Genomic DNA, 18,183 nt, shown 5'->3' on the forward strand with positions numbered 1-18,183 from the left:
TAGAGGGAAAGAGTTCGATCGCGTTTGTGATCGGCGGTTCTCTGGGTCTTGGAGATAAAGTCCTTGACCGTGCTGATTTTAAACTGAGCTTTTCCAGGATGACTTTCCCTCATCAGTTGATGCAGATGATCCTTTTGGAGCAGATCTACCGGGGATACCGGATTCTGAACCATGAGCCTTATCATAAATAATTTTTTACAAGAAAAGGAGGAAACAAAGATGACAACAGAACGTGTAGAAAATATGGCAGGCGGCCAGGGACATGCACTGATCAAGCGCCTTCTGGACGAAAAACAGTTAAATGGCAAATGCAGACTATATGCAGAGGTGACTCTGGAGCCGGGATGTTCTCTTGGATACCATGAGCATCACAATGAGAGTGAGACCTATTATATCCTTTCCGGAAAGGGAATCTACAGCGACAATGGAACACTCCGCATGGTAAGTGCCGGAGATGTGACCTTTACACCGGACGGTCAGGGACATGGCCTTACAAACAGCGGCGATGAAGATCTTGTTTTCATGGCACTGATCATTCTGGACTAAGGAAGAGGGAGGCTGTCCAATGGCGGCTGAGTTAAATACAACGAAATTTGAGGAATTTATATCGGACTATCCGATCTATGAATACCGTCTTCTGGACGCGAAGGCTTTGTCAGTGGCAGAACGGGTGCGGATCGTCTGTCAGCAGGAATGCGAACGTTACGGAACGACCTGGGCCTGTCCACCGGCGGTTGGGACCCTTAAGGAATGTGAGGACAGAATCCACAGTTATGACCATGCTGTCTTTTTTTCCAGCGTAGCAGAGGTTTCTGACATTATGAATATGGAGGAAATGCTTTCTACCAGAGATGCACATGAAGAACTTACGACCGCTGTGGCAGAATATCTTAAAGGTGAGGGATTTGATACCTTTACCCTTTCGACAGAATCCTGTGATATCTGTAAGGAATGCGCTTATCTTAAGGGCGAGCCATGCAGACATCCGGAGAGGATGCACCCCTGTCTTGAAAGCCACGGTGTTGTAGTCAGTGAGATCGTAGAGCGTGAGGTAATGGAATATAATCTTGGCGGAAATACGATCCTGTGGTTTTCTATGGTACTGTTCCGTGAACCAAAATAAAACTTCATAAAAAGTCTAAATAAAAATCTCCGGCATATATTTAAAAGAAAAGCCGGAGATTTTTTCTATGAAAAAGAAAGAGCAATGGAGGGAAAACCTGGTGGAGGCACTGGAGATCCCACGGGATCTGGCTTTAAAAGAATCGGTTTTTACGGTTACCGGCAAGAGCCAGATACAGATAGGGAATTACAGAAGTATCCTTCGTTATGAGCCGCAGGAACTGATCATCCTGACATTTTCCGGCAAACTGGTGATCCATGGGAAAGGCTTGAAAATCCTGTGGTATACACCGGAAGAGATGCAGATAGAGGGGATTCTGTCAGAAATAATCCTGGAACGATAGAGGTGTTTATGGAAAAGCTGATCTGCTTTTGGAAGGGTTGCATAAAGATTCAGGTCCGGGGAGAACAGACGGAGCGTTTTCTGAACCTCTGCCGGGGAAGAAAAATCTGCATCCGAAATCTTTGCTGTCATCCTGATGGAGCTCTGACAGGGATTCTCGCTGTGAAAGATTTTTTTCTTCTTGGTCCGCTCTGTCGGAAGACAGGTGTCAGGATACATATTGTTGAAAAACATGGACTGCCCTTCTTTTTTTATCGAAGCAAAAAAAGAAAGGCATTTTTTCTTGGGATTTTGCTGTGCATTGGACTTCTTATATTTTTATCAGGACATATCTGGAATATTCGGATCGAGGGTAACAGACAATGCAGTACAGGCGAGATCCTGGAGTTTCTGGACGATCAGGGTATTACACATGGGATTTCAAGAAAGAAGATAAACTGTAGTGAGATTGCCGCGGCAGTCCGGGAAAAATATCCGGAAATCACCTGGGTTTCTGCAAAACTGGAGGGAACCAGGCTGACCCTTGAAGTGCAGGAAGGGATTTTTTCAGGAGATGATATGCCAAAGGAGCAGACTGCCAGCAGTCTGGCAGCAGAGAAGGACGGAACGATCGTAAAAATGGTCACCCGTGCAGGAGTCCCGCTGCTTCATCCGGGCGATACCTGCAAAAAAGGGGATATTCTGGTCTCTGGTGTGCTGGAACTGAAGAATGACAGTCAGGAAGTTTATCAATATCAATATGTAAAAGCAGATGCGGATGTCTATATCCAGTACAAACTGGCGTATTATCACGAAGTTCCGATGGAGTATCAGGAAGAAGTTTTTGCAGGAACAGAAAAAAAGGGCGGCTGTGTCCGGCTGGGAAACTGGATCTTTACTTTCGGGGGAAAGAAAGAAAACGGATGGCAACAATCTGTTGAATATCATCCCTGGCAGGTAACAGAGAACTTTTTTCTTCCTGCATCTTATGGGAAAATCGTCAGAAAAGAATATCGTAAAACCGCAAAAAAACGCACAGAAAAAGAGGCAAAGATCGTATCATGGGAGATTTTACAGGCTTATGAGAAAAAATTAATGGAAAAAGGGCTTCAAATATCTGCAAATAATGTTAAAATAGAGGTTGACCATAAGACCTGCATCAGCAAAGGGTCTTTGGAAATCATAGAAAAAACCGGAAGGGAGGTTCCCGTAGAAATACAGGAGCAGCCCGAAGAAAGGACAACAGAGAATGACTAACAGCATTATTGAGTTACACACTCAGGTCCCCGCAGATCTGGAGGGAAATGTGTTCGGCCAGTTTGACGAGCATCTCAAGCTGATCGAGCGCACCCTGAATGTAACACTGATATCCAGAGACGGCAGTTTAAAGATCCTGGGTACAGACGGAAGCGCAACTCAGGCGAAGAAGCTGATAGAAGAACTGGTAACACTTGCAGGCAAGGGAAATACCATTACCCGACAGAATGTGACCTATGCACTGTCACTTGCCATGGAAGAGCGAAATCAGGTACTTACAGAGATAGATAAGGATTTTATCTGCAACACGATACAGGGACGCCCCATCAAGCCCAAGACTCTTGGACAGAAGGAATATGTAGAGCAGATCCGCAAAAAAATGATCGTATTCGGCATCGGACCGGCAGGAACCGGTAAGACTTATCTGGCAATGGCGATGGCGGTGACTGCATTCCGCAATGAGGAAGTCAGCCGTATCATCCTTACCAGACCGGCGATTGAGGCCGGAGAGAAACTTGGTTTTCTCCCGGGAGACCTTCAGAGTAAGGTAGACCCGTATCTCCGCCCGCTTTATGATGCTCTGTATCAGATCATGGGAGCAGACAGCTTTGCCAAGAATATGGAGCGCGGGCTGATCGAGGTTGCCCCGCTTGCTTACATGCGAGGACGTACCCTTGATAATGCGTTTATCATTCTGGATGAGGCACAGAATACGACACCGGCGCAGATGAAGATGTTCCTGACACGTATCGGCTTTGGCTCCAAGGTAGTTGTGACCGGTGACGCTTCCCAGAAGGACCTTCCGAGAGACGCGGTATCCGGACTTGATGTCGCTGCCAAAGTCCTTAAGAAGATTGATGATATCGGATTCTGCCAGCTTACCAGCAAGGATGTCGTGCGTCATCCACTGGTACAGCAGATCGTACAGGCTTACGATGACTATGAGAAGAAACAGAAGCCGGCAAGACGCACCACACGCCGCAGTGAGGAGAAGAAGAAATGACCATTCAGATCGAGTATGAAACCGAACGCAAATTAGAGATCCCTTATGAGAAACTCGCCGAGAAAGTAGCATCCCATATCCTGGAACTGGAGGAATGCCCGTATGAGATCAGCGTAAACCTGGTCATCACAGACAACGAAGAGATCCGCAAGGTAAATGCGGAATTTCGTCTGATCGATGCACCGACAGACGTGCTTTCTTTCCCGATGATCCCGTTTGAGAAACCGGCAGACTATTCTGTGATCGATGAGAAGGACGAATATTTTGACCTGGATACCGATGAACTGCTTCTTGGAGATGTGATGATCTCCGTAGACAGAGTTTATTCCCAGGCACAGGAATACGGTCACAGCATTGAGCGCGAGTTCAGCTTCCTGTTTGCACACAGCATGCTTCATCTTCTCGGATACGACCATATGACTCCGGAAGAAGCTGCTGTCATGGAGAAAAAGCAGGCCAAAGCCCTCGATGATCTTGGAATCACCAGATAAACAATAAATGCTCTGCCGGGAAACGGCAATAAAATATACTTGGAGAGACATAACGATGAATTACCGTGAGATGTTAAAAGACAAAAAGCGTATTGTGGTAAAGGTAGGTTCTTCCTCTCTGATCCACAAAGAAACCAATAAACTGAACCTGCGTAAACTGGAAGTGCTGGTACGTGAATTGAGCGACCTTCACAATCAGGGCAAGGATGTGGTACTGGTAACTTCCGGTGCTGTTGCGGTAGGTGCTTCCGCTCTCGGACTTCATGAGAAACCGGCTGAACTTAAGAAGAAGCAGGCATGTTCCGCAGTAGGACAGGCAAAGCTTATGATGATCTATCAGAAACTTTTTGCGGAGTACAATCAGGTTGCGGCACAGATCCTGATGACCAAGAATACTATGGTCAACAATCTGAACCGTCACAATGCCAGAAATACATTTGAGGAACTTCTGAATGTCGGGGCAATTCCAGTCGTAAACGAAAATGACTCCATTTCCAGCTATGAGCTTGAGAAACTGGAATCTTTTGGTGATAACGATACCCTGTCAGCCGTCATCGCCGGACTGATCGGAGCCGATCTTCTGATCCTGCTTTCCGATATCGACGGACTGTTTACAGATGATCCGAATGCCAATCCGGATGCAGAGTTCATCCATACGGTTGAGAAACTGGATGAGAAACTCTTAAGCATGGGCAAGGGTCCAAAGAGCAAAGTCGGAACCGGAGGAATGGCAACGAAACTTACTGCTGCCGAGATTGCTACATCTGCGGGCGCAGACATGATCATTGCAAACGGAGCAGATTTCCATATCATTCACAAGATCATGGAAGGACGTAATTACGGAACCTTGTTTGTTGGTGATAAGAAAGAAGAATTTTTCCTGATCGATTATATTGAGAAATTACTTTAAATAAAGGAGATACTTACCATGGGAATGGATAACGTAAAGATCGACCGTATCAACGCACTGGCACACAAAGCCAAGAGCGTAGGTCTTACAGAAGAAGAAAAAGCAGAGCAGGCAGAACTGCGTAAGGAATATCTCGCAGCAGTCCGCGGAAACTTAAGAGCACAGTTAAATAATATCAGCATCAAAGAAGCCGATGGTTCTGTTACAAATTTAGGTGATAAATATGGAAGAAAAAAAACTCATTAGAAAACAGATCTTCAAATTAAGAAAAGAATGTACAGACAGCCAGGTAGAGGCATGGAGCCGTCAGATCGCACAGAAGGTAGCAGAGCTTCCGGAATTTCAGTCAGCACAGAAGATTCTTGCCTATGCAGATTATAACCACGAAGTCATGACAGGTTTCATTATCGAAGAAGCATGGAAGCAGGGCAAGGAAGTCGCAGTTCCGAAAGTTGTCGGACAGGATATGGTATTCTATAAACTGACGGATTTCTCACAGCTTGAAAAGGGATATTTCGGGATCCCTGAGCCGGCGCGTGGCGAGATCGTTCAGTGGGAAGATGCCATGATGGTCATGCCGGGAGTGGCTTTTGACCCGCAGAATCACAGGGTTGGTTACGGCGGCGGCTTTTATGACCGCTTCCTTGAGAAACACCTGCAGATCAAGAGAGTGGCAGTTGCTTTTGATTTCCAGATCTTACCTTCTGTTCCGACAGAACCGACAGATATCTCGCCGGAGATTATCGTTACAGAAAATAAAATCTACCAACTCACAAAATAACAGGCCTGTTTCCAGAAGGAGGTTTTGACAATGAATGAAATGTTATTGCAGCTTGGAAAAAATGCCAAGGATGCCGAGACAGAGCTTCGAAATATAACAACAAACAAGAAAAACGAGGTTCTTGAGGCTGTGGCAGATCATCTTGTAGAATGTACAGAACAGTTACTCAGTGCCAATGCGATCGATGTAGAACACGGAAAGGCAAACCACATGCCGGAAGGTCTGGTGGACCGTCTGCTCCTTACCAGAGAGAGAATCGAAGGAATGGCAGAGGGACTTCGTCAGCTTGTGTCTCTCGAAGATCCGATCGGTGAAGTGACCGGAATGAAAAAACGTCCGAACGGACTTCTGATCGGTCAGAAAAGAGTTCCGCTTGGTGTTGTCGGGATCATCTATGAGGCACGCCCGAACGTTACCGCTGATGCATTTGGACTTTGTTTCAAGACTGGCAACGTTGTGATCCTCAAGGGTGGCAGTGATGCACTTCATTCAAACGAGGCGATCGTAAACTGCATCAGAGAGACTTTAGGAGCCCACGGCGTAACAGAAAATGCCATTCAGCTGATCGCAGATACTTCCAGAGAGACTGCGGCTGAGTTCATGAAGATGAACGAATATGTGGATGTCCTGATTCCAAGAGGCGGAAAGGGCCTTATTAAAGCCGTTGTGAACCAGAGCACAATCCCTGTGATCGAGACTGGTACCGGAAACTGCCACATTTATGTGGATGAGAGCGCAGATCTTGATATGGCAGTCAATATCATCCTCAATGCCAAGACACAGAGGGTCGGTGTCTGCAATGCATGCGAGTCTCTGCTTGTCCATGAAAATGTCAAAGAAAAACTTCTTCCGGTCCTTGCAAAGCGTCTTCAGGAGAAACATGTGGAGATGCGTGCAGACAAAGAAGCACAGACACTGATGCCGGGCGCAGTCGCAGCTACAGAAGAAGACTGGGGAACGGAATATCTGGATTACATTCTTTCTATCAAGGTAGTACATAATGTAGATGAGGCGATCGCACATATCAATAAGTACAATACCGGTCATTCAGAGGCGATCATCACAGAGAATTACAGCAATGCACAGAAATTCCTGGATGAAGTGGATGCAGCCGCTGTATATGTAAATGCTTCCACCAGATTCACGGATGGATTTGAGTTTGGATATGGTGCAGAGATCGGAATCAGTACTCAGAAGCTTCACGCAAGAGGACCGATGGGACTCCTTGCTTTGACAACAACCAAATATATTATCTATGGAAATGGCCAGATTCGACCATAAAAGTAAAAAAAGGTCGAACGATAATGACCAGAAATATGCATCGTTGATTTGACATTTTGGATATGCGTGTGTATAATGAAAGACAGTTTATTGATGCAAACTTTGTTTGAAGAACAGCAAATTAACGATGTTACATATTTCGTGCAGCCGGAAAGTGATTTTATGGGAATTTCGACTGTGAAATGAAGACACATGGGAGGATTTAAGTTGAGACGTAAACAATTATATGCAATGATCCTGGCAGGTGCACTTGCTACCGGTGGTGTGCCGGTTACTGCAATGGCAGCAGATGCTGCATCTGAAACAGCAGGTGAGGAAACGGGAGATTTCGGATCTTCCGAAGATACAGATAATTCTGCAGCCGAAGAACAGCCGACAGAAGCACCGGCAGAACCGACCGAGGCACCGACAGAGCCGGAACAGCCGACCGAGGCACCAGCCGAAGAACCGGCAGAGGAGCCGACAGAAGCACCAGCAGAACAGCCGGCGGAAGAAACTACAGAAACTGAGACGGTAGCAGAAGAGAATACAGCTACTGGAATTGCTATTATTAATAAGGATGCCGATGGTAAAGATGTACCAGACTATCAGCCATCACTTCAGGCAGCAATTGATAAAGTAGAAGTTGCAACAGCAGATTCAGAAGCTACGGTAATCGAGGTTTCCGATCAGCTTGCATTATCATCTACAGTTACAATAGAGAATAAGAAAGTCTGCATCCGTGCAGCGGGAGATGTTTCTATCGGAAGGGCAGATGATTCTTTTAAAGGAGATATGTTCCAGGTATCTGGAGAAAATGCTTCCCTGCAGTTTGAAGTAAAAGATGATGGCAAACTGACAGTCAGTGGTGCATTTACGGATACAAGCATTACAGCAGAGGGTTCCATTGTTAAAGTGACCGATGGAAGTTTTGGACTTTTTTCAAATGTAATTCTTACCGGAAATAACAGCAGTGCAAAGGGCGCAGCAATTGACTGCACAAGCGGACAGATTGCTCTTGCAGGTGGTACGATCACCGGAAATACCGGCGCAAATGGTGCTGTATACAGTGACTCCGATATTCTTGTACAGGGCACTGTTATAGTAAAAGATAATAAGATCGCGGATGTACAGGCAAACGTATATCTGGATAAGGAAGCAAAATTTATGATTACAGATGAGCTTACAGGTTCAGAGATTTCCTTTACTCATGCTAATGCAGCAGATGGCTGGCAGGTGCTTGGTGCGGCAGACAAGGTAGAATCAAGTGTTTTTGAGAGTGCTGTGACACAGTTTGGCTATGATACAGATGAGTATACTCTGAATGCAGCTGATACAACAACAAAAACAGTCACATTGAAAAAGAAGGCAGATACACCGGATCCAGATCCGGAACCGACAAAGGATTTCCTTAGCTATAAAAGTGGTACACTGAAATGGACGAGTCATACAGCAGTTTCTGTTGAACTGTCTAATACCAAGGATTGTAAGTGGTATTATACTTATGTAGATTCAGGAACAAGCGAAGCCAAAATCAAAAAGATGTATGATGCAAAACATACTACAACATCAGTTAAGGCAAATAAAGGATTTACAGTTACAGCAACAAATGTTCCGGAAAAGAATAACAAATGGCTGGTTGTTTTTGCGACATCTACTGATGGAACGACTGAAATGAAATATTTCAAACTTGACGAGGACAGCTTCAATAAAAAACGTCCGCCTAAGGAAGCGTCTTTCCTGACTTATAAGAGCGGTACTTTGAAATGGACAAATCATACTACCGTTTCTTTGGATTTTTCTACAACTCAGGATTGCAAATGGTATTATTTCTTTGTAGATGCAGATACCAGTGTAGAGACAATCCAGAACATGTATGATTCAAGCCGGGCTACAAATGTAGCAAAAGCAAACACGGGATTCACTGTCAAAGCAGAGAATGTTCCGGAGGCAGACAGTTGGCTGGTTGTTTGTGCAAAGCCTACAACCGGTAAAGCTAAGATGAGTATTTTTAAATTAAATACTCCTAGCTTTAAGACGAAACGTCCGCCTGCATCAAACAATAATACTCGTAAAGCACGTACCTATTCTGTCTCTGAACTTGCTTCCAAGAGCAAGATCACCGGTCTGGAGAATCCGCTGAAATTTACTCCGGGTACATTTTATGAGTTTTCAGTAACCGGAGCCGGTCAGAATGATGAGCCGCCGTATGTTTCCGGCGATGAGAGATGGATTCCAATGTACTGGAGTATGAAGGAAGACCCTAAGCAGACAGAAGACAAGAATACTACTTTCCGAATTGGTTCTCCGAAAGGTATCAAAGATGCTAAGACTTACAACATCTATGTATTCTTCAAGAAACAGATTTACAACGGATCAGAATGGCAGGATACAGATGTAATTGAATCCGTCAAAACCCAGTTCAGCTCACAGGAACTTACAGACGCTGACCTTACCATAACCCCAACCGGAGATGCAGGTGGAACAGGCGGCGGAAGCGGAAGTGGAAGCGCAACTGACGCAGAGCTGACTGCAACAGAAGCAGCAACAGAGAAAGCAAATGGTTCCAGCTCCAAGTCCGCAGTTTCTACTATGGATGAATCTCCAATCGGAACTATGGCAACACTGGCAGTACTCTCACTGCTGGCAGCCGGATATATCCTGATCCGCAAACGCAAAAAAGACATTTAATAAATCTCAAAACAAAAGATTTTACAGAGGCAGGGTCTTTTGACCTGCCTCTTTTCATATATTAATACAGGGCAGATACATGATTTTGGATAAAAATCTGTAATAAAAGAAATATGGAGGGAAAAGATTATGCCAGATACACGATCCTGTACATATGAAGATCTTTATTATGAAATGTGGGAGATTTCCCAGAGATACAGCCAGATCGCACAGTTTCGCGTCATTGGGAAAAGTCATGATGAGAGAATGATTCCGATGGTAGAACTGGGAAAAGGGACAAATTGTATTTTCTGTCTTTCCGGGCTTACCGGACTGGACAGGCAGACACCGATGTTTCTGATCCGGATGATGCAGGAATATGTCAAAGCCTGGGAAAGTGGATGGAAGATGGAAGAAATCTATGAAGTCGGAGAAGTTCTACAAAACTGGCGTCTGTGCTTCATACCGCTGCTCAATCCCGATGGTTATGAAATCTATACAGGAGATTTCCAGGCGATTCGTAATCCGATCTATCGGCAGATGCTTCGCATGCAGGAAATACCGAGTCAGGAGTATACCGGGAACAGCAGAGGCGTTGATCTCAGAAAGAACTTTCCTACACAATATTATCAGCGTAAACAGGTTATGCAGCAGCCTGCAAGTGAAAATGAGACGAAAGCATTGATCCGGATCTTTCAGGAATATCCAAGCTGTGGACTTTTATCATTTGACCATTTTCGAAATCGTATTTTGTATTTTAAACAGTCGAAATCTTTTGCAGCAAACCAGAAAAGTTATCGTCTGGCGAGACATCTCCAGAAATGCAGCAGTTACTACATGGAGAATTCCGGAAATGGCCAAGGGGATTTTTCTGTTGCAGGCCGTCCGGGAACCGGTTCGCCGGAACAGTTTTATGCAGAAATCTGCCATAAGCCGTCATTTCGGATCGAAACCCTGGAAGCAGAAGGGAAGACCAGAGAAGAGCAGCTGCAAAGCGAATATCGAAAGATCCATACCCTTCCGCTTGAGTATTTGTTTTCACTGTAGATATTCCGCTTGCACATATCAGAAATTTTTTGTACAATATATAATTGTTAGCATTTTGACCATGAAAGAATATTTTATCAGATCTGACTGATCATCGAGATATTACGAATCTATGGATAAGGAGTTATTGGAAATGACAAAAGAATCACAGAAAACAAATACCATGACTGCGGAAGAAACTGCACGTCAGAATTCTTTTATTGAACTGGCAAAGACACTTACTGCACAGAAATCAAATACACTTGGCCGCCCTCTGACTTACTGCCTGACAACATTTGGATGTCAGATGAATGAGAAACAATCCGAAGTTGTGGCAGGAATCATGGATGAGATCGGCTATCACAGACAGGATAACGAGGAAGCAGATGTCGTGATCTACAATACCTGTACTGTCCGTGAAAATGCAAACCTCAAGGTTTATGGAAGACTTGGACATCTTCACAGCCTCAAGGACAAGAATCCGGATATGAAGATCATCCTGTTCGGCTGTATGATGCAGGAGCCGCATGTTGTTGAGAAGATCAAGAAGACATACCCATTCGTAAACCTTGTTTTTGGAACCCACAATATTTTTAAATTTGCCGAGCTGTTTTATGATATGCAGCAGTCTGAACAGCAGATTGTTGATATATGGGAAGGAACAGATCAGATCGTGGAGGATCTGCCGACAGAGAGAAACTATACTTTCAAATCCGGTGTCAACATCATGTTTGGCTGCAATAACTTCTGTAGCTACTGTATCGTGCCGTATGTTCGCGGCCGTGAGCGCAGCCGTGAACCGGAGGCAATCGTCAAGGAAGTAAAACGTCTGGCAGCGGACGGCGTTTCCGAAGTCATGCTTCTTGGACAGAATGTAAACTCTTATGGCAAGACACTGGAGAATCCGGTTACTTTTGCACAGCTTCTGGAAATGCTGGAAGATATCGAGGGACTCAAAAGAATCCGTTTCATGACTTCCCATCCGAAGGATCTTTCCGATGAACTGATCGCGACGATGGCAAAGAGCAAAAAGATCTGTCATCATCTCCATCTTCCGCTTCAGTCCGGCAGCAGCCGTATTCTGAAGGTGATGAACCGCCGCTATGACAAAGAGAAGTATCTGGATCTGGTAGACCGTATCCGCACAGCAATCCCGGATATTTCCCTGACAACAGATATTATTGTTGGTTTCCCTGGTGAGACAGAGGAGGATTTCCAGGAGACACTGGATGTTGTTGCCAAATGTGGCTATGATACAGCATTTACTTTCCTGTATTCCAAACGAAGCGATACACCGGCTGCTGCTATGGAAAATCAGGTTCCGCAGGATGTGGCAAAAGAAAGATTCAACCGTCTTCTTGCCCTGGTACAGCAGGAAGGCCGCAGACGTTCCTCCAGATTTGAGGGAAGCGTGCAGGAAGTTCTCGTAGAGGAAGAAAGCAAAGAGAAGGGAATTTTTACCGGAAGAACGGAATATAATCTGCTGGTACATTTCCCGGGAAATGAATCCCTCCTTGGCAAATATGTCAGAGTCCATCTGGATGAATGCAGAGGCTTCTACTATCTGGGAACACTGGAAGAAAACGAATGAAGATTTATCTTGCCCCGTTAGAGGGAATCACGAATTACGTATATCGTAAGGCTCTTTTTGAATGCTTTGATGGATTTGACAAATATTTTATCCCGTTCATCCGTGCCAAGCAGAATCTCAACTTAAGCGGAAGGGAAAAGAAAGACCTGCTGCCGGAGAATAATGAGGGAATGTATGCAGTTCCTCAGATCCTTACGAAGAAGGCAGAGGATTTTATCCGAACAGTGGAACTTCTCAGTGAATACGGCTACCAGGAAGTCAACTTAAATCTTGGCTGTCCGTCCAAAACTGTCGTGACCAAGGGCTGCGGCGCCGGATTTCTTGACCGACCTGAGGAACTGGAACGTTTTCTGGATGAGATCTTTGCGAAGTGCAATATTCAGATCTCCGTCAAAACACGGCTGGGAATGGAAGATGCATCGGGATTTCCTGAATTGATGAAACTGTATAATAAATTCCCGATGAAAGAACTCATTATCCATCCGCGTGTGCAGAAGGATTTTTACAAAAATACTCCAAATCTGGAAATGTTTGCAGAAGCTTTTGCGATGAGTACAAATCCGGTCTGCTATAATGGTGATATTTTCTGCGTGGAGGATCATCAGAGAATCTGTGAGAGATTTCCGGAACTTGATGCAGTCATGAGCGGCAGAGGTACGCTTACGAATCCTGCCCTTGCAAGAGAGATAAGGGGTGGACAGGCTCTTACCAAAGCGGAACTTCGGAAGTTCCATGATCTGGTGTATCATACATATCGCGCAGAAGTTTCCGGCGACCGCAACGTTCTTTTTAAGATGAAAGAACTCTGGTTTTATATGGGACCGCTGTTTGCAAACAATAAAAAATATCTCAAAAAAATCAAAAAAAGTGAAAAATGCATCGTATATGAGAGCGCGGTTGCAGAATTATTTTCAAATGAAGAGCTGATTCTTTAAAGAAGAGACTTTTACTGAACAGACAACATACAGTAGAAGTCTTTTTTTTGTCTGTTCAGGTTTTCCAAGGGCGTGAATCGTGATAATTTTACAATAATTTAAGCGAAGATTGATAGTTTACGGACAATAGAAGTGTTATGATGACTTTCGAAGTAAGAATAATAATCGAAAGAGGAGCGAGAATAGATGTTATATCAGCGGCCCTTGTTATAGCTGATAAAACAGATGTCAGAAGAAGCCGGGTGCGTCAGAAAGAAAAATCAGCATTTGATATCCATGACCGCGTAAATTATGCAGTTACAGATTCGAAACTTAAGATAGATGAAGAAAAATCTGTGATTGCGCTAAACCTTCAGATTGATGAAAATATTTGTTCTATGTACGATTATTTTGAGATCTTTCTTGGAAGAATGATGTTCTGCAGGAAGTCTGCTGAAATTCTTGGGACAACTTTTAAGCTGACAGTAAATGGAAGAAAAGTTTTGTAAAAATTTTCTGTCTGAATCGTTCTTCCGTAAAGAAAAAGGCGGCTGACATGAAACAGCTCATGTCGGTCGCCTTTTCTTCGTAAAATATTGGGCTCTTAATGATAAGTTTCTTCCAGGACAAGATTCTCCTCAAACGAGCCGGAGGAATCATCCGAAGAATCGGAACCACCGGTGTCATAATCGGTCTGGACATCACCGGAACTGCTGTCATCATGAGAAGAGTCGGATCCGTCATCGGTCGGATAAGTGATCTGATCGGAAGTATTGTAATCACCGGAGTTATCGTCTTCGTTGATGTAATCATCCGAAGAAGTGTTATCATCATGGGAAACATCAGAACTTCCATCATCATTCTGGGTGGTATCTGCATCAGAGGAGGATGTGTCAGAACTTCCGGAATCATCAGAGGTATCGTAGTCATAATTGCTGTCCTTGGAATAGATCGTAAATCCGGCATCCTCCGCTTCGGACTGCTTCTCGGCTTCTGCCTCGGCAGCTGTCTCGGGTGCTTCCTTAAAGGTGCTGGTGGCACGTGCCCGGAGAACACTGGCATCCTTGGGGACAACAGCATAGACCATAACCATCGCACAGCAGAAACATGCAGTCATGATTCCAATTTTTATCTCGTCTTTGTATTTCATAGTTATTCCTTCTTTGTACCTGTTTTTACAGTAAGTATACCATGGATCGGACAAAAATTGTAATAAAAATTATTCCAGTTTTTTTGATGAATTTGCATATATAAAGTTGTTTTATTAAAAAAATTGACAGCATATTGCCTGAAAGCGTATAATAAAACTAATCATTTTTGATGATCTGGGGGGATTTACAGTGCTGTCGGGAAATTTGCAGATCAAAAAACTAAGCCATTATTTTCTTATCACAATACTGTGGTGTTTGTGTGTGGGAGTTCTGGCTTTTTTTAGTGTAGATGTTTCTGCGCAAAGTGCGGAAACCGTAAAAGTAGGCTATTATTTTTCGAATAATTTTCAGGAAGGTATGGATGACAGGGCTCCAAAAAGCGGATACAGTTACGAATATCTTCAGAAACTTGCATCTTATACAGGCTGGAAATATGAGTATGTTTATGGCGAATGGGATGAACTGTTCGAGAAGCTGAAGGACGGCGAGATCGATCTGATGGCAGGTGTGGCTTATTCTGAGGACAGAGTGGATCAGATCGGCTATCCGGACAGTGAAATGCTGAATGAGACTTTTTATATTTATAAGGATACGGATGATAGCTCCATGCAGTGCGGCGACATTGCCTCATACAGTGGCAAGAAGATCGGTACGCTCAAAGGTGATCAGCGTATGACTGCAGCACTGGAACAATGGAAAGCCAGACACCGTGCCGATATTGAGATTGAATATTATTCGGATTTTACGGAATGTGCCAGGGTATTTAATGAACAGCAGATCGATGGGTTTGTAAGTGCCGATAATGTGGTTTCTTCTTACTCTGGTATCACTCCTAAAAGATCGGCAAGCAGCTTTTTTATCTGTGCACTGCAAAGGAAAGGGAGGATCTGCTCAGTGAACTGAATATGGCAATGTCCATTATGAATGAGCGGGATGCGGTGGAAGTTGATGAGCTGCGAAACAAATATTATACAGAAACAACGGTCAGTGTTTTTCTTTCGCAGCAGGAACAGCAGTGGATGAAGGAACATGCTCAGATAACGGTGGGCTACCTGGCAGACTATCTGCCATACTGCGATAAGGCAGAGGACGGATCTGCGACCGGCCTTGTGTCGGACATCGTACCGGATCTGTTTGATGCACTTTCCGGTGATTATGATCCGGAGATCATTTACAGATGCTTTGATGACCAGCAGGAAATGCTGGACTGCCTGAAAAACGGAGAAGTGGATTTTGTAATGCCTGTCAGTGATGGAAAGTGGTATGCAGAGCAGGAAGAATTTGTGCAGAGTTCTGCTGTCGTTGCGTTTCCGATAGCACTCGTTTACCGCGAGCCGTATGATAATGAGGTTACTTCCAGAATTGCGGTAAATCAGAATAATCTCCGTCAGTACTGGTATACACTGGCGAATTATCCGGATGCTGAGATCGTGATGTATGATGGGATCGAGGCGTGTATTGATGCAGTTAATTCGGGAGAGGCAGACAGCACACTTTTGAGTGCGCTTCGTGTCAGCCAGCTCCTGAACGGAGAAAAAAAGTTAAACATCATTACGCTGTCAGACAGTGAAAAACTCTGTTTCGGAGTCGCTGCCGGAAATAAGGCACTGCTTCAGATCCTGAACCATGGACTCAGTATTCTGGGAGAAAGTTATGGGCTTAATCACACGTATCGTTATCTTGATACGGTTGTGACTTATACACTGACGGATGTTATCCAGGATCATGTCTGGCTTTTTATCGGATTGCTGACAGTCCTGCTCATACTGATCGTTACCTATTTTATCCACAGGGAACAGGAGCAGAAAAAGGCAGCCCAGCATGAGCTGAAACAGAAGGAACTTCTGGAGAAAGCTCTGTGCGCAGCAAAGCAGGCATCCGTAGCCAAAAAAGTATTTCTGCAGAATATGTCCCATGATATCCGGACACCGATGAATGCAGTGCTGGGCTTTACAAATCTGGCGATCCAGGCGGGCGGTGATACAGAAAAGACACAGGATTATCTCTCAAAGATAAAGATATCGGGAAATCATCTTTTGGGGATCGTAAATGAAGTACTGGAGATCAGCAGGATTGAGAGCGGGCAGACAAAGCTGGATGAAAGTGTCTGGAGCATCGCGGATATCGTAAGGGAAACAGATATCATCATCCGGGATCAGGCTCTGGCGAAGAAGCAGGAATTTTCCATTGATATCTGGCAGGTCCAGGATATGTATATTTACTGTGATAAGCTGCGTGTGAAGGAAATCCTGGTCAATCTTCTTGGAAATGCGGTGAAGTACACCCAAACTGGTGGCAGCATTTCCCTGCGGATCATACAGAAACCCTGTGAAAAGGAAAATTTTGGAAATTATGAGATCCATGTCAAAGACAATGGCTGCGGCATGAGTGAGGAATTTCTCCAGAAGATCTTTGAGCCATTTGAGCGTCAGGCAAACTCCACGATCAGCGGCATTCAGGGAACCGGGCTTGGGATGACGATCATCAAAGGATTTGTAGATGCCATGGGTGGAACGATCGATATCAAATCAGAGGAAAACAAGGGAACTGAGATCATCGTCCGGCTGTGTCAGAGGATCGCGGAAGCACCAGAGAAATCAGAAGAACAGAAGACAATTTCCTGTTCGCCGGAACTTTTTGCCGGCAAAAGAGTCCTTCTTGTGGAGGACAACAGCATGAACCGTGAAATCGCCACTGCCATTCTGGAAGAGGCTGGCTTCAAAGTAGATACTGCTGAAAACGGTGCCATTGCCGTAGAAAAAGTCACCTATTACCCGGAAGGCTTTTATGATGTCATCCTCATAGACATCCAGATGCCAGTTATGGACGGCTACACCGCCACCAGAAAGATTCGCTCTTTGGAAAACAAAGCCATCGCAAAGATCCCGATCATCGCCGTTTCCGCCAACGCCTTCGACGAAGACCGCCAGACCTCCCTGGAAGCAGGCATGAACGGACACCTGGCAAAACCGATCGTGGTGGATGAGCTCTTGGAGGTACTTGGGGGGATACTAGAGTAAAAAAGGATCGCGAGGCATCGGGACAGATAAACAATTTAGTTCCCGATGCCTGATATGCCAATTATGTTAAGGCACCAGCATCGATTTATCCGCAAGACCAATTTCCAATGCCAGAACTGTCGATTATGTTAGGTTTTCAGCATCGGATTTAGCATATAGCATATTTTTCCGATGCTGAAAGCCCAGTAGGATTTTTCATGAATGATCTGGGAGCTAATACCATATGTTGCTACAAATACAGTCCGAAAGATGTGGTTTCTAACATTGAAGGTGAACCATTTATTAACACGGTTCCAATAGAAACAGGTCTTACTAATGCTGCTGTTAAAAATGAGGAATTTCGTGTGGTTGGTCTTAATTTTGAAAATCCGGAACTTCATGAGGGAATGATACGATTTGACATTATATTTTATGTCAGGATGAGGGATGGGTTGTCTCAGGATTTAACAGTAAACGAAAAACTGGATATTATTGGAACTGAATATGCAATTCCAATGGAAAAAGATTTCAGAGAGGATGTGAGTATTATGTGTAATTTGAGCCAGAAAATTAAAGAGACTGGAATTGAAACCGGAATTGAGATGGGTAAACGGGAAATGATTATGAAAATGTACAACAAAGGTTATACAGCTGCTCAGATCGCGGATGTAGCTGAAATGGACGAA

General features: G+C 44.5%; 19 protein-coding genes and 1 pseudogene. 19 read left to right on the forward strand and 1 reads right to left on the reverse strand.

From position 1 onward, the window contains the following. The 16 genes from QZL69_RS09870 to QZL69_RS09945 all read left to right on the forward strand — a co-directional run. Nucleotides 1-191, forward strand: a 191-nt coding sequence (locus QZL69_RS09870) for a 23S rRNA (pseudouridine(1915)-N(3))-methyltransferase RlmH (protein WP_291519263.1), incomplete at its 5' end; no start/stop codon positions are given. Nucleotides 192-219: 28 nt separating this feature from the next. After that, nucleotides 220-546, forward strand: a complete 327-nt coding sequence (locus tag QZL69_RS09875) for a cupin domain-containing protein (RefSeq protein WP_022215046.1) — start codon at nt 220-222, stop codon at nt 544-546. 19 nt (nt 547-565) lie between these two features. Beyond that, the gene (locus tag QZL69_RS09880; RefSeq protein WP_022215047.1) at nt 566-1,123 is read left to right on the forward strand and encodes a DUF2284 domain-containing protein; all 558 of its coding nucleotides are present in this window, start codon (nt 566-568) and stop codon (nt 1,121-1,123) included. Nucleotides 1,124-1,190: 67 nt separating this feature from the next. Next, a complete protein-coding gene (locus tag QZL69_RS09885; protein WP_022215048.1) occupies nt 1,191-1,466 on the forward strand; it encodes a YabP/YqfC family sporulation protein in 276 nt (91 codons plus the stop codon). An 8-nt stretch (nt 1,467-1,474) separates the two neighbouring features. Continuing rightward, entirely contained in the window at nt 1,475-2,701 is a 1,227-nt protein-coding gene (locus tag QZL69_RS09890) for a sporulation protein YqfD (protein WP_022215049.1), read from the forward strand. Then, complete coding sequence (locus tag QZL69_RS09895; RefSeq protein WP_022215050.1) at nt 2,694-3,704, forward strand: PhoH family protein; 1,011 nt, start codon at nt 2,694-2,696, stop codon at nt 3,702-3,704. The genes QZL69_RS09890 and QZL69_RS09895 overlap by 8 nt, the downstream gene beginning before the upstream one ends. Further along, a complete protein-coding gene (gene ybeY, locus QZL69_RS09900; protein ID WP_022215051.1) occupies nt 3,701-4,195 on the forward strand; it encodes an rRNA maturation RNase YbeY in 495 nt (164 codons plus the stop codon). The genes QZL69_RS09895 and ybeY overlap by 4 nt, the downstream gene beginning before the upstream one ends. A gap of 55 nt (nt 4,196-4,250) precedes the next feature. Then, on the forward strand, nt 4,251-5,105 hold the full coding sequence (gene proB / locus QZL69_RS09905) for a glutamate 5-kinase (RefSeq protein ID WP_022215052.1): 855 nt from the start codon (nt 4,251-4,253) through the stop codon (nt 5,103-5,105). Nucleotides 5,106-5,129: 24 nt separating this feature from the next. Further along, nucleotides 5,130-5,351: a DUF896 domain-containing protein gene (locus tag QZL69_RS09910; protein ID WP_118252829.1), complete on the forward strand. Its 222-nt coding sequence runs from the start codon at nt 5,130-5,132 to the stop codon at nt 5,349-5,351. Then, nucleotides 5,329-5,886 carry a 5-formyltetrahydrofolate cyclo-ligase gene (locus QZL69_RS09915; protein ID WP_022215054.1) on the forward strand — a complete coding sequence of 186 codons (558 nt, stop codon included), beginning with the start codon at nt 5,329-5,331 and terminating at the stop codon, nt 5,884-5,886. The genes QZL69_RS09910 and QZL69_RS09915 overlap by 23 nt, the downstream gene beginning before the upstream one ends. 30 nt (nt 5,887-5,916) lie before the next feature. Then, nucleotides 5,917-7,167, forward strand: coding sequence for a glutamate-5-semialdehyde dehydrogenase (locus QZL69_RS09920; protein WP_022215055.1), 1,251 nt, complete (start codon nt 5,917-5,919; stop codon nt 7,165-7,167). A 207-nt stretch (nt 7,168-7,374) separates the two neighbouring features. Further along, nucleotides 7,375-9,837: a hypothetical protein gene (locus QZL69_RS09925; RefSeq protein WP_022215056.1), complete on the forward strand. Its 2,463-nt coding sequence runs from the start codon at nt 7,375-7,377 to the stop codon at nt 9,835-9,837. Nucleotides 9,838-9,966: 129 nt separating this feature from the next. Beyond that, a complete protein-coding gene (locus tag QZL69_RS09930; RefSeq protein ID WP_022215057.1) occupies nt 9,967-10,863 on the forward strand; it encodes a M14 family zinc carboxypeptidase in 897 nt (298 codons plus the stop codon). Between the two features lie 133 nt (nt 10,864-10,996). Then, on the forward strand, nt 10,997-12,433 hold the full coding sequence (gene miaB, locus QZL69_RS09935; RefSeq protein ID WP_022215058.1) for a tRNA (N6-isopentenyl adenosine(37)-C2)-methylthiotransferase MiaB: 1,437 nt from the start codon (nt 10,997-10,999) through the stop codon (nt 12,431-12,433). Next, entirely contained in the window at nt 12,430-13,368 is a 939-nt protein-coding gene (locus QZL69_RS09940; RefSeq protein WP_022215059.1) for a tRNA dihydrouridine synthase, read from the forward strand. Before miaB ends, QZL69_RS09940 begins: the two co-directional genes overlap by 4 nt. 140 nt (nt 13,369-13,508) lie before the next feature. Beyond that, nucleotides 13,509-13,856, forward strand: a complete 348-nt coding sequence (locus tag QZL69_RS09945) for a hypothetical protein (protein WP_022215060.1) — start codon at nt 13,509-13,511, stop codon at nt 13,854-13,856. Between the two features lie 95 nt (nt 13,857-13,951). Here QZL69_RS09945 and QZL69_RS09950 read toward each other — a convergent pair whose 3' ends face one another. Then, on the reverse strand, nt 13,952-14,497 hold the full coding sequence (locus QZL69_RS09950) for a hypothetical protein (protein ID WP_022215061.1): 546 nt from the start codon (nt 14,495-14,497) through the stop codon (nt 13,952-13,954). A 358-nt stretch (nt 14,498-14,855) separates the two neighbouring features. Between QZL69_RS09950 and QZL69_RS09955 the strand changes: the two genes are divergently transcribed. From QZL69_RS09955 to QZL69_RS09965, 3 genes and pseudogenes are all read left to right on the forward strand, one after another. Next, the gene (locus tag QZL69_RS09955) at nt 14,856-15,401 is read left to right on the forward strand and encodes a substrate-binding periplasmic protein (RefSeq protein ID WP_147342106.1); all 546 of its coding nucleotides are present in this window, start codon (nt 14,856-14,858) and stop codon (nt 15,399-15,401) included. 2 nt (nt 15,402-15,403) lie between these two features. Continuing rightward, nucleotides 15,404-17,518, forward strand: a complete 2,115-nt coding sequence (locus QZL69_RS09960) for an ATP-binding protein (RefSeq protein ID WP_022215063.1) — start codon at nt 15,404-15,406, stop codon at nt 17,516-17,518. 197 nt (nt 17,519-17,715) lie between these two features. Beyond that, nucleotides 17,716-18,183: pseudogene (locus tag QZL69_RS09965) on the forward strand (hypothetical protein); the annotation flags it as partial.

The organism is Blautia sp. CAG:237 (assembly GCF_000436615.1).
Lineage (GTDB): Bacteria > Bacillota > Clostridia > Lachnospirales > Lachnospiraceae > Blautia_A > Blautia_A intestinihominis.

Bases quoted from the DNA above. Each gene is read 5' to 3' on its own strand.
- QZL69_RS09875 (WP_022215046.1), top strand. From the start codon at position 220: ATGACAACAGAACGTGTAGAAAATATGGCAGGCGGCCAGGGACATGCA.
- QZL69_RS09880 (WP_022215047.1), top strand. From the start codon at position 566: ATGGCGGCTGAGTTAAATACAACGAAATTTGAGGAATTTATATCGGAC.
- QZL69_RS09885 (WP_022215048.1), top strand. From the start codon at position 1,191: ATGAAAAAGAAAGAGCAATGGAGGGAAAACCTGGTGGAGGCACTGGAG.
- QZL69_RS09890 (WP_022215049.1), top strand. From the start codon at position 1,475: ATGGAAAAGCTGATCTGCTTTTGGAAGGGTTGCATAAAGATTCAGGTC.
- QZL69_RS09895 (WP_022215050.1), top strand. From the start codon at position 2,694: ATGACTAACAGCATTATTGAGTTACACACTCAGGTCCCCGCAGATCTG.
- ybeY (WP_022215051.1), top strand. From the start codon at position 3,701: ATGACCATTCAGATCGAGTATGAAACCGAACGCAAATTAGAGATCCCT.
- proB (WP_022215052.1), top strand. From the start codon at position 4,251: ATGAATTACCGTGAGATGTTAAAAGACAAAAAGCGTATTGTGGTAAAG.
- QZL69_RS09910 (WP_118252829.1), top strand. From the start codon at position 5,130: ATGGATAACGTAAAGATCGACCGTATCAACGCACTGGCACACAAAGCC.
- QZL69_RS09915 (WP_022215054.1), top strand. From the start codon at position 5,329: ATGGAAGAAAAAAAACTCATTAGAAAACAGATCTTCAAATTAAGAAAA.
- QZL69_RS09920 (WP_022215055.1), top strand. From the start codon at position 5,917: ATGAATGAAATGTTATTGCAGCTTGGAAAAAATGCCAAGGATGCCGAG.
- QZL69_RS09930 (WP_022215057.1), top strand. From the start codon at position 9,967: ATGCCAGATACACGATCCTGTACATATGAAGATCTTTATTATGAAATG.
- miaB (WP_022215058.1), top strand. From the start codon at position 10,997: ATGACAAAAGAATCACAGAAAACAAATACCATGACTGCGGAAGAAACT.
- QZL69_RS09940 (WP_022215059.1), top strand. From the start codon at position 12,430: ATGAAGATTTATCTTGCCCCGTTAGAGGGAATCACGAATTACGTATAT.
- QZL69_RS09945 (WP_022215060.1), top strand. From the start codon at position 13,509: ATGACTTTCGAAGTAAGAATAATAATCGAAAGAGGAGCGAGAATAGAT.
- QZL69_RS09950 (WP_022215061.1), bottom strand. From the start codon at position 14,497: ATGAAATACAAAGACGAGATAAAAATTGGAATCATGACTGCATGTTTC.
- QZL69_RS09955 (WP_147342106.1), top strand. From the start codon at position 14,856: ATGGATGACAGGGCTCCAAAAAGCGGATACAGTTACGAATATCTTCAG.
- QZL69_RS09960 (WP_022215063.1), top strand. From the start codon at position 15,404: ATGGCAATGTCCATTATGAATGAGCGGGATGCGGTGGAAGTTGATGAG.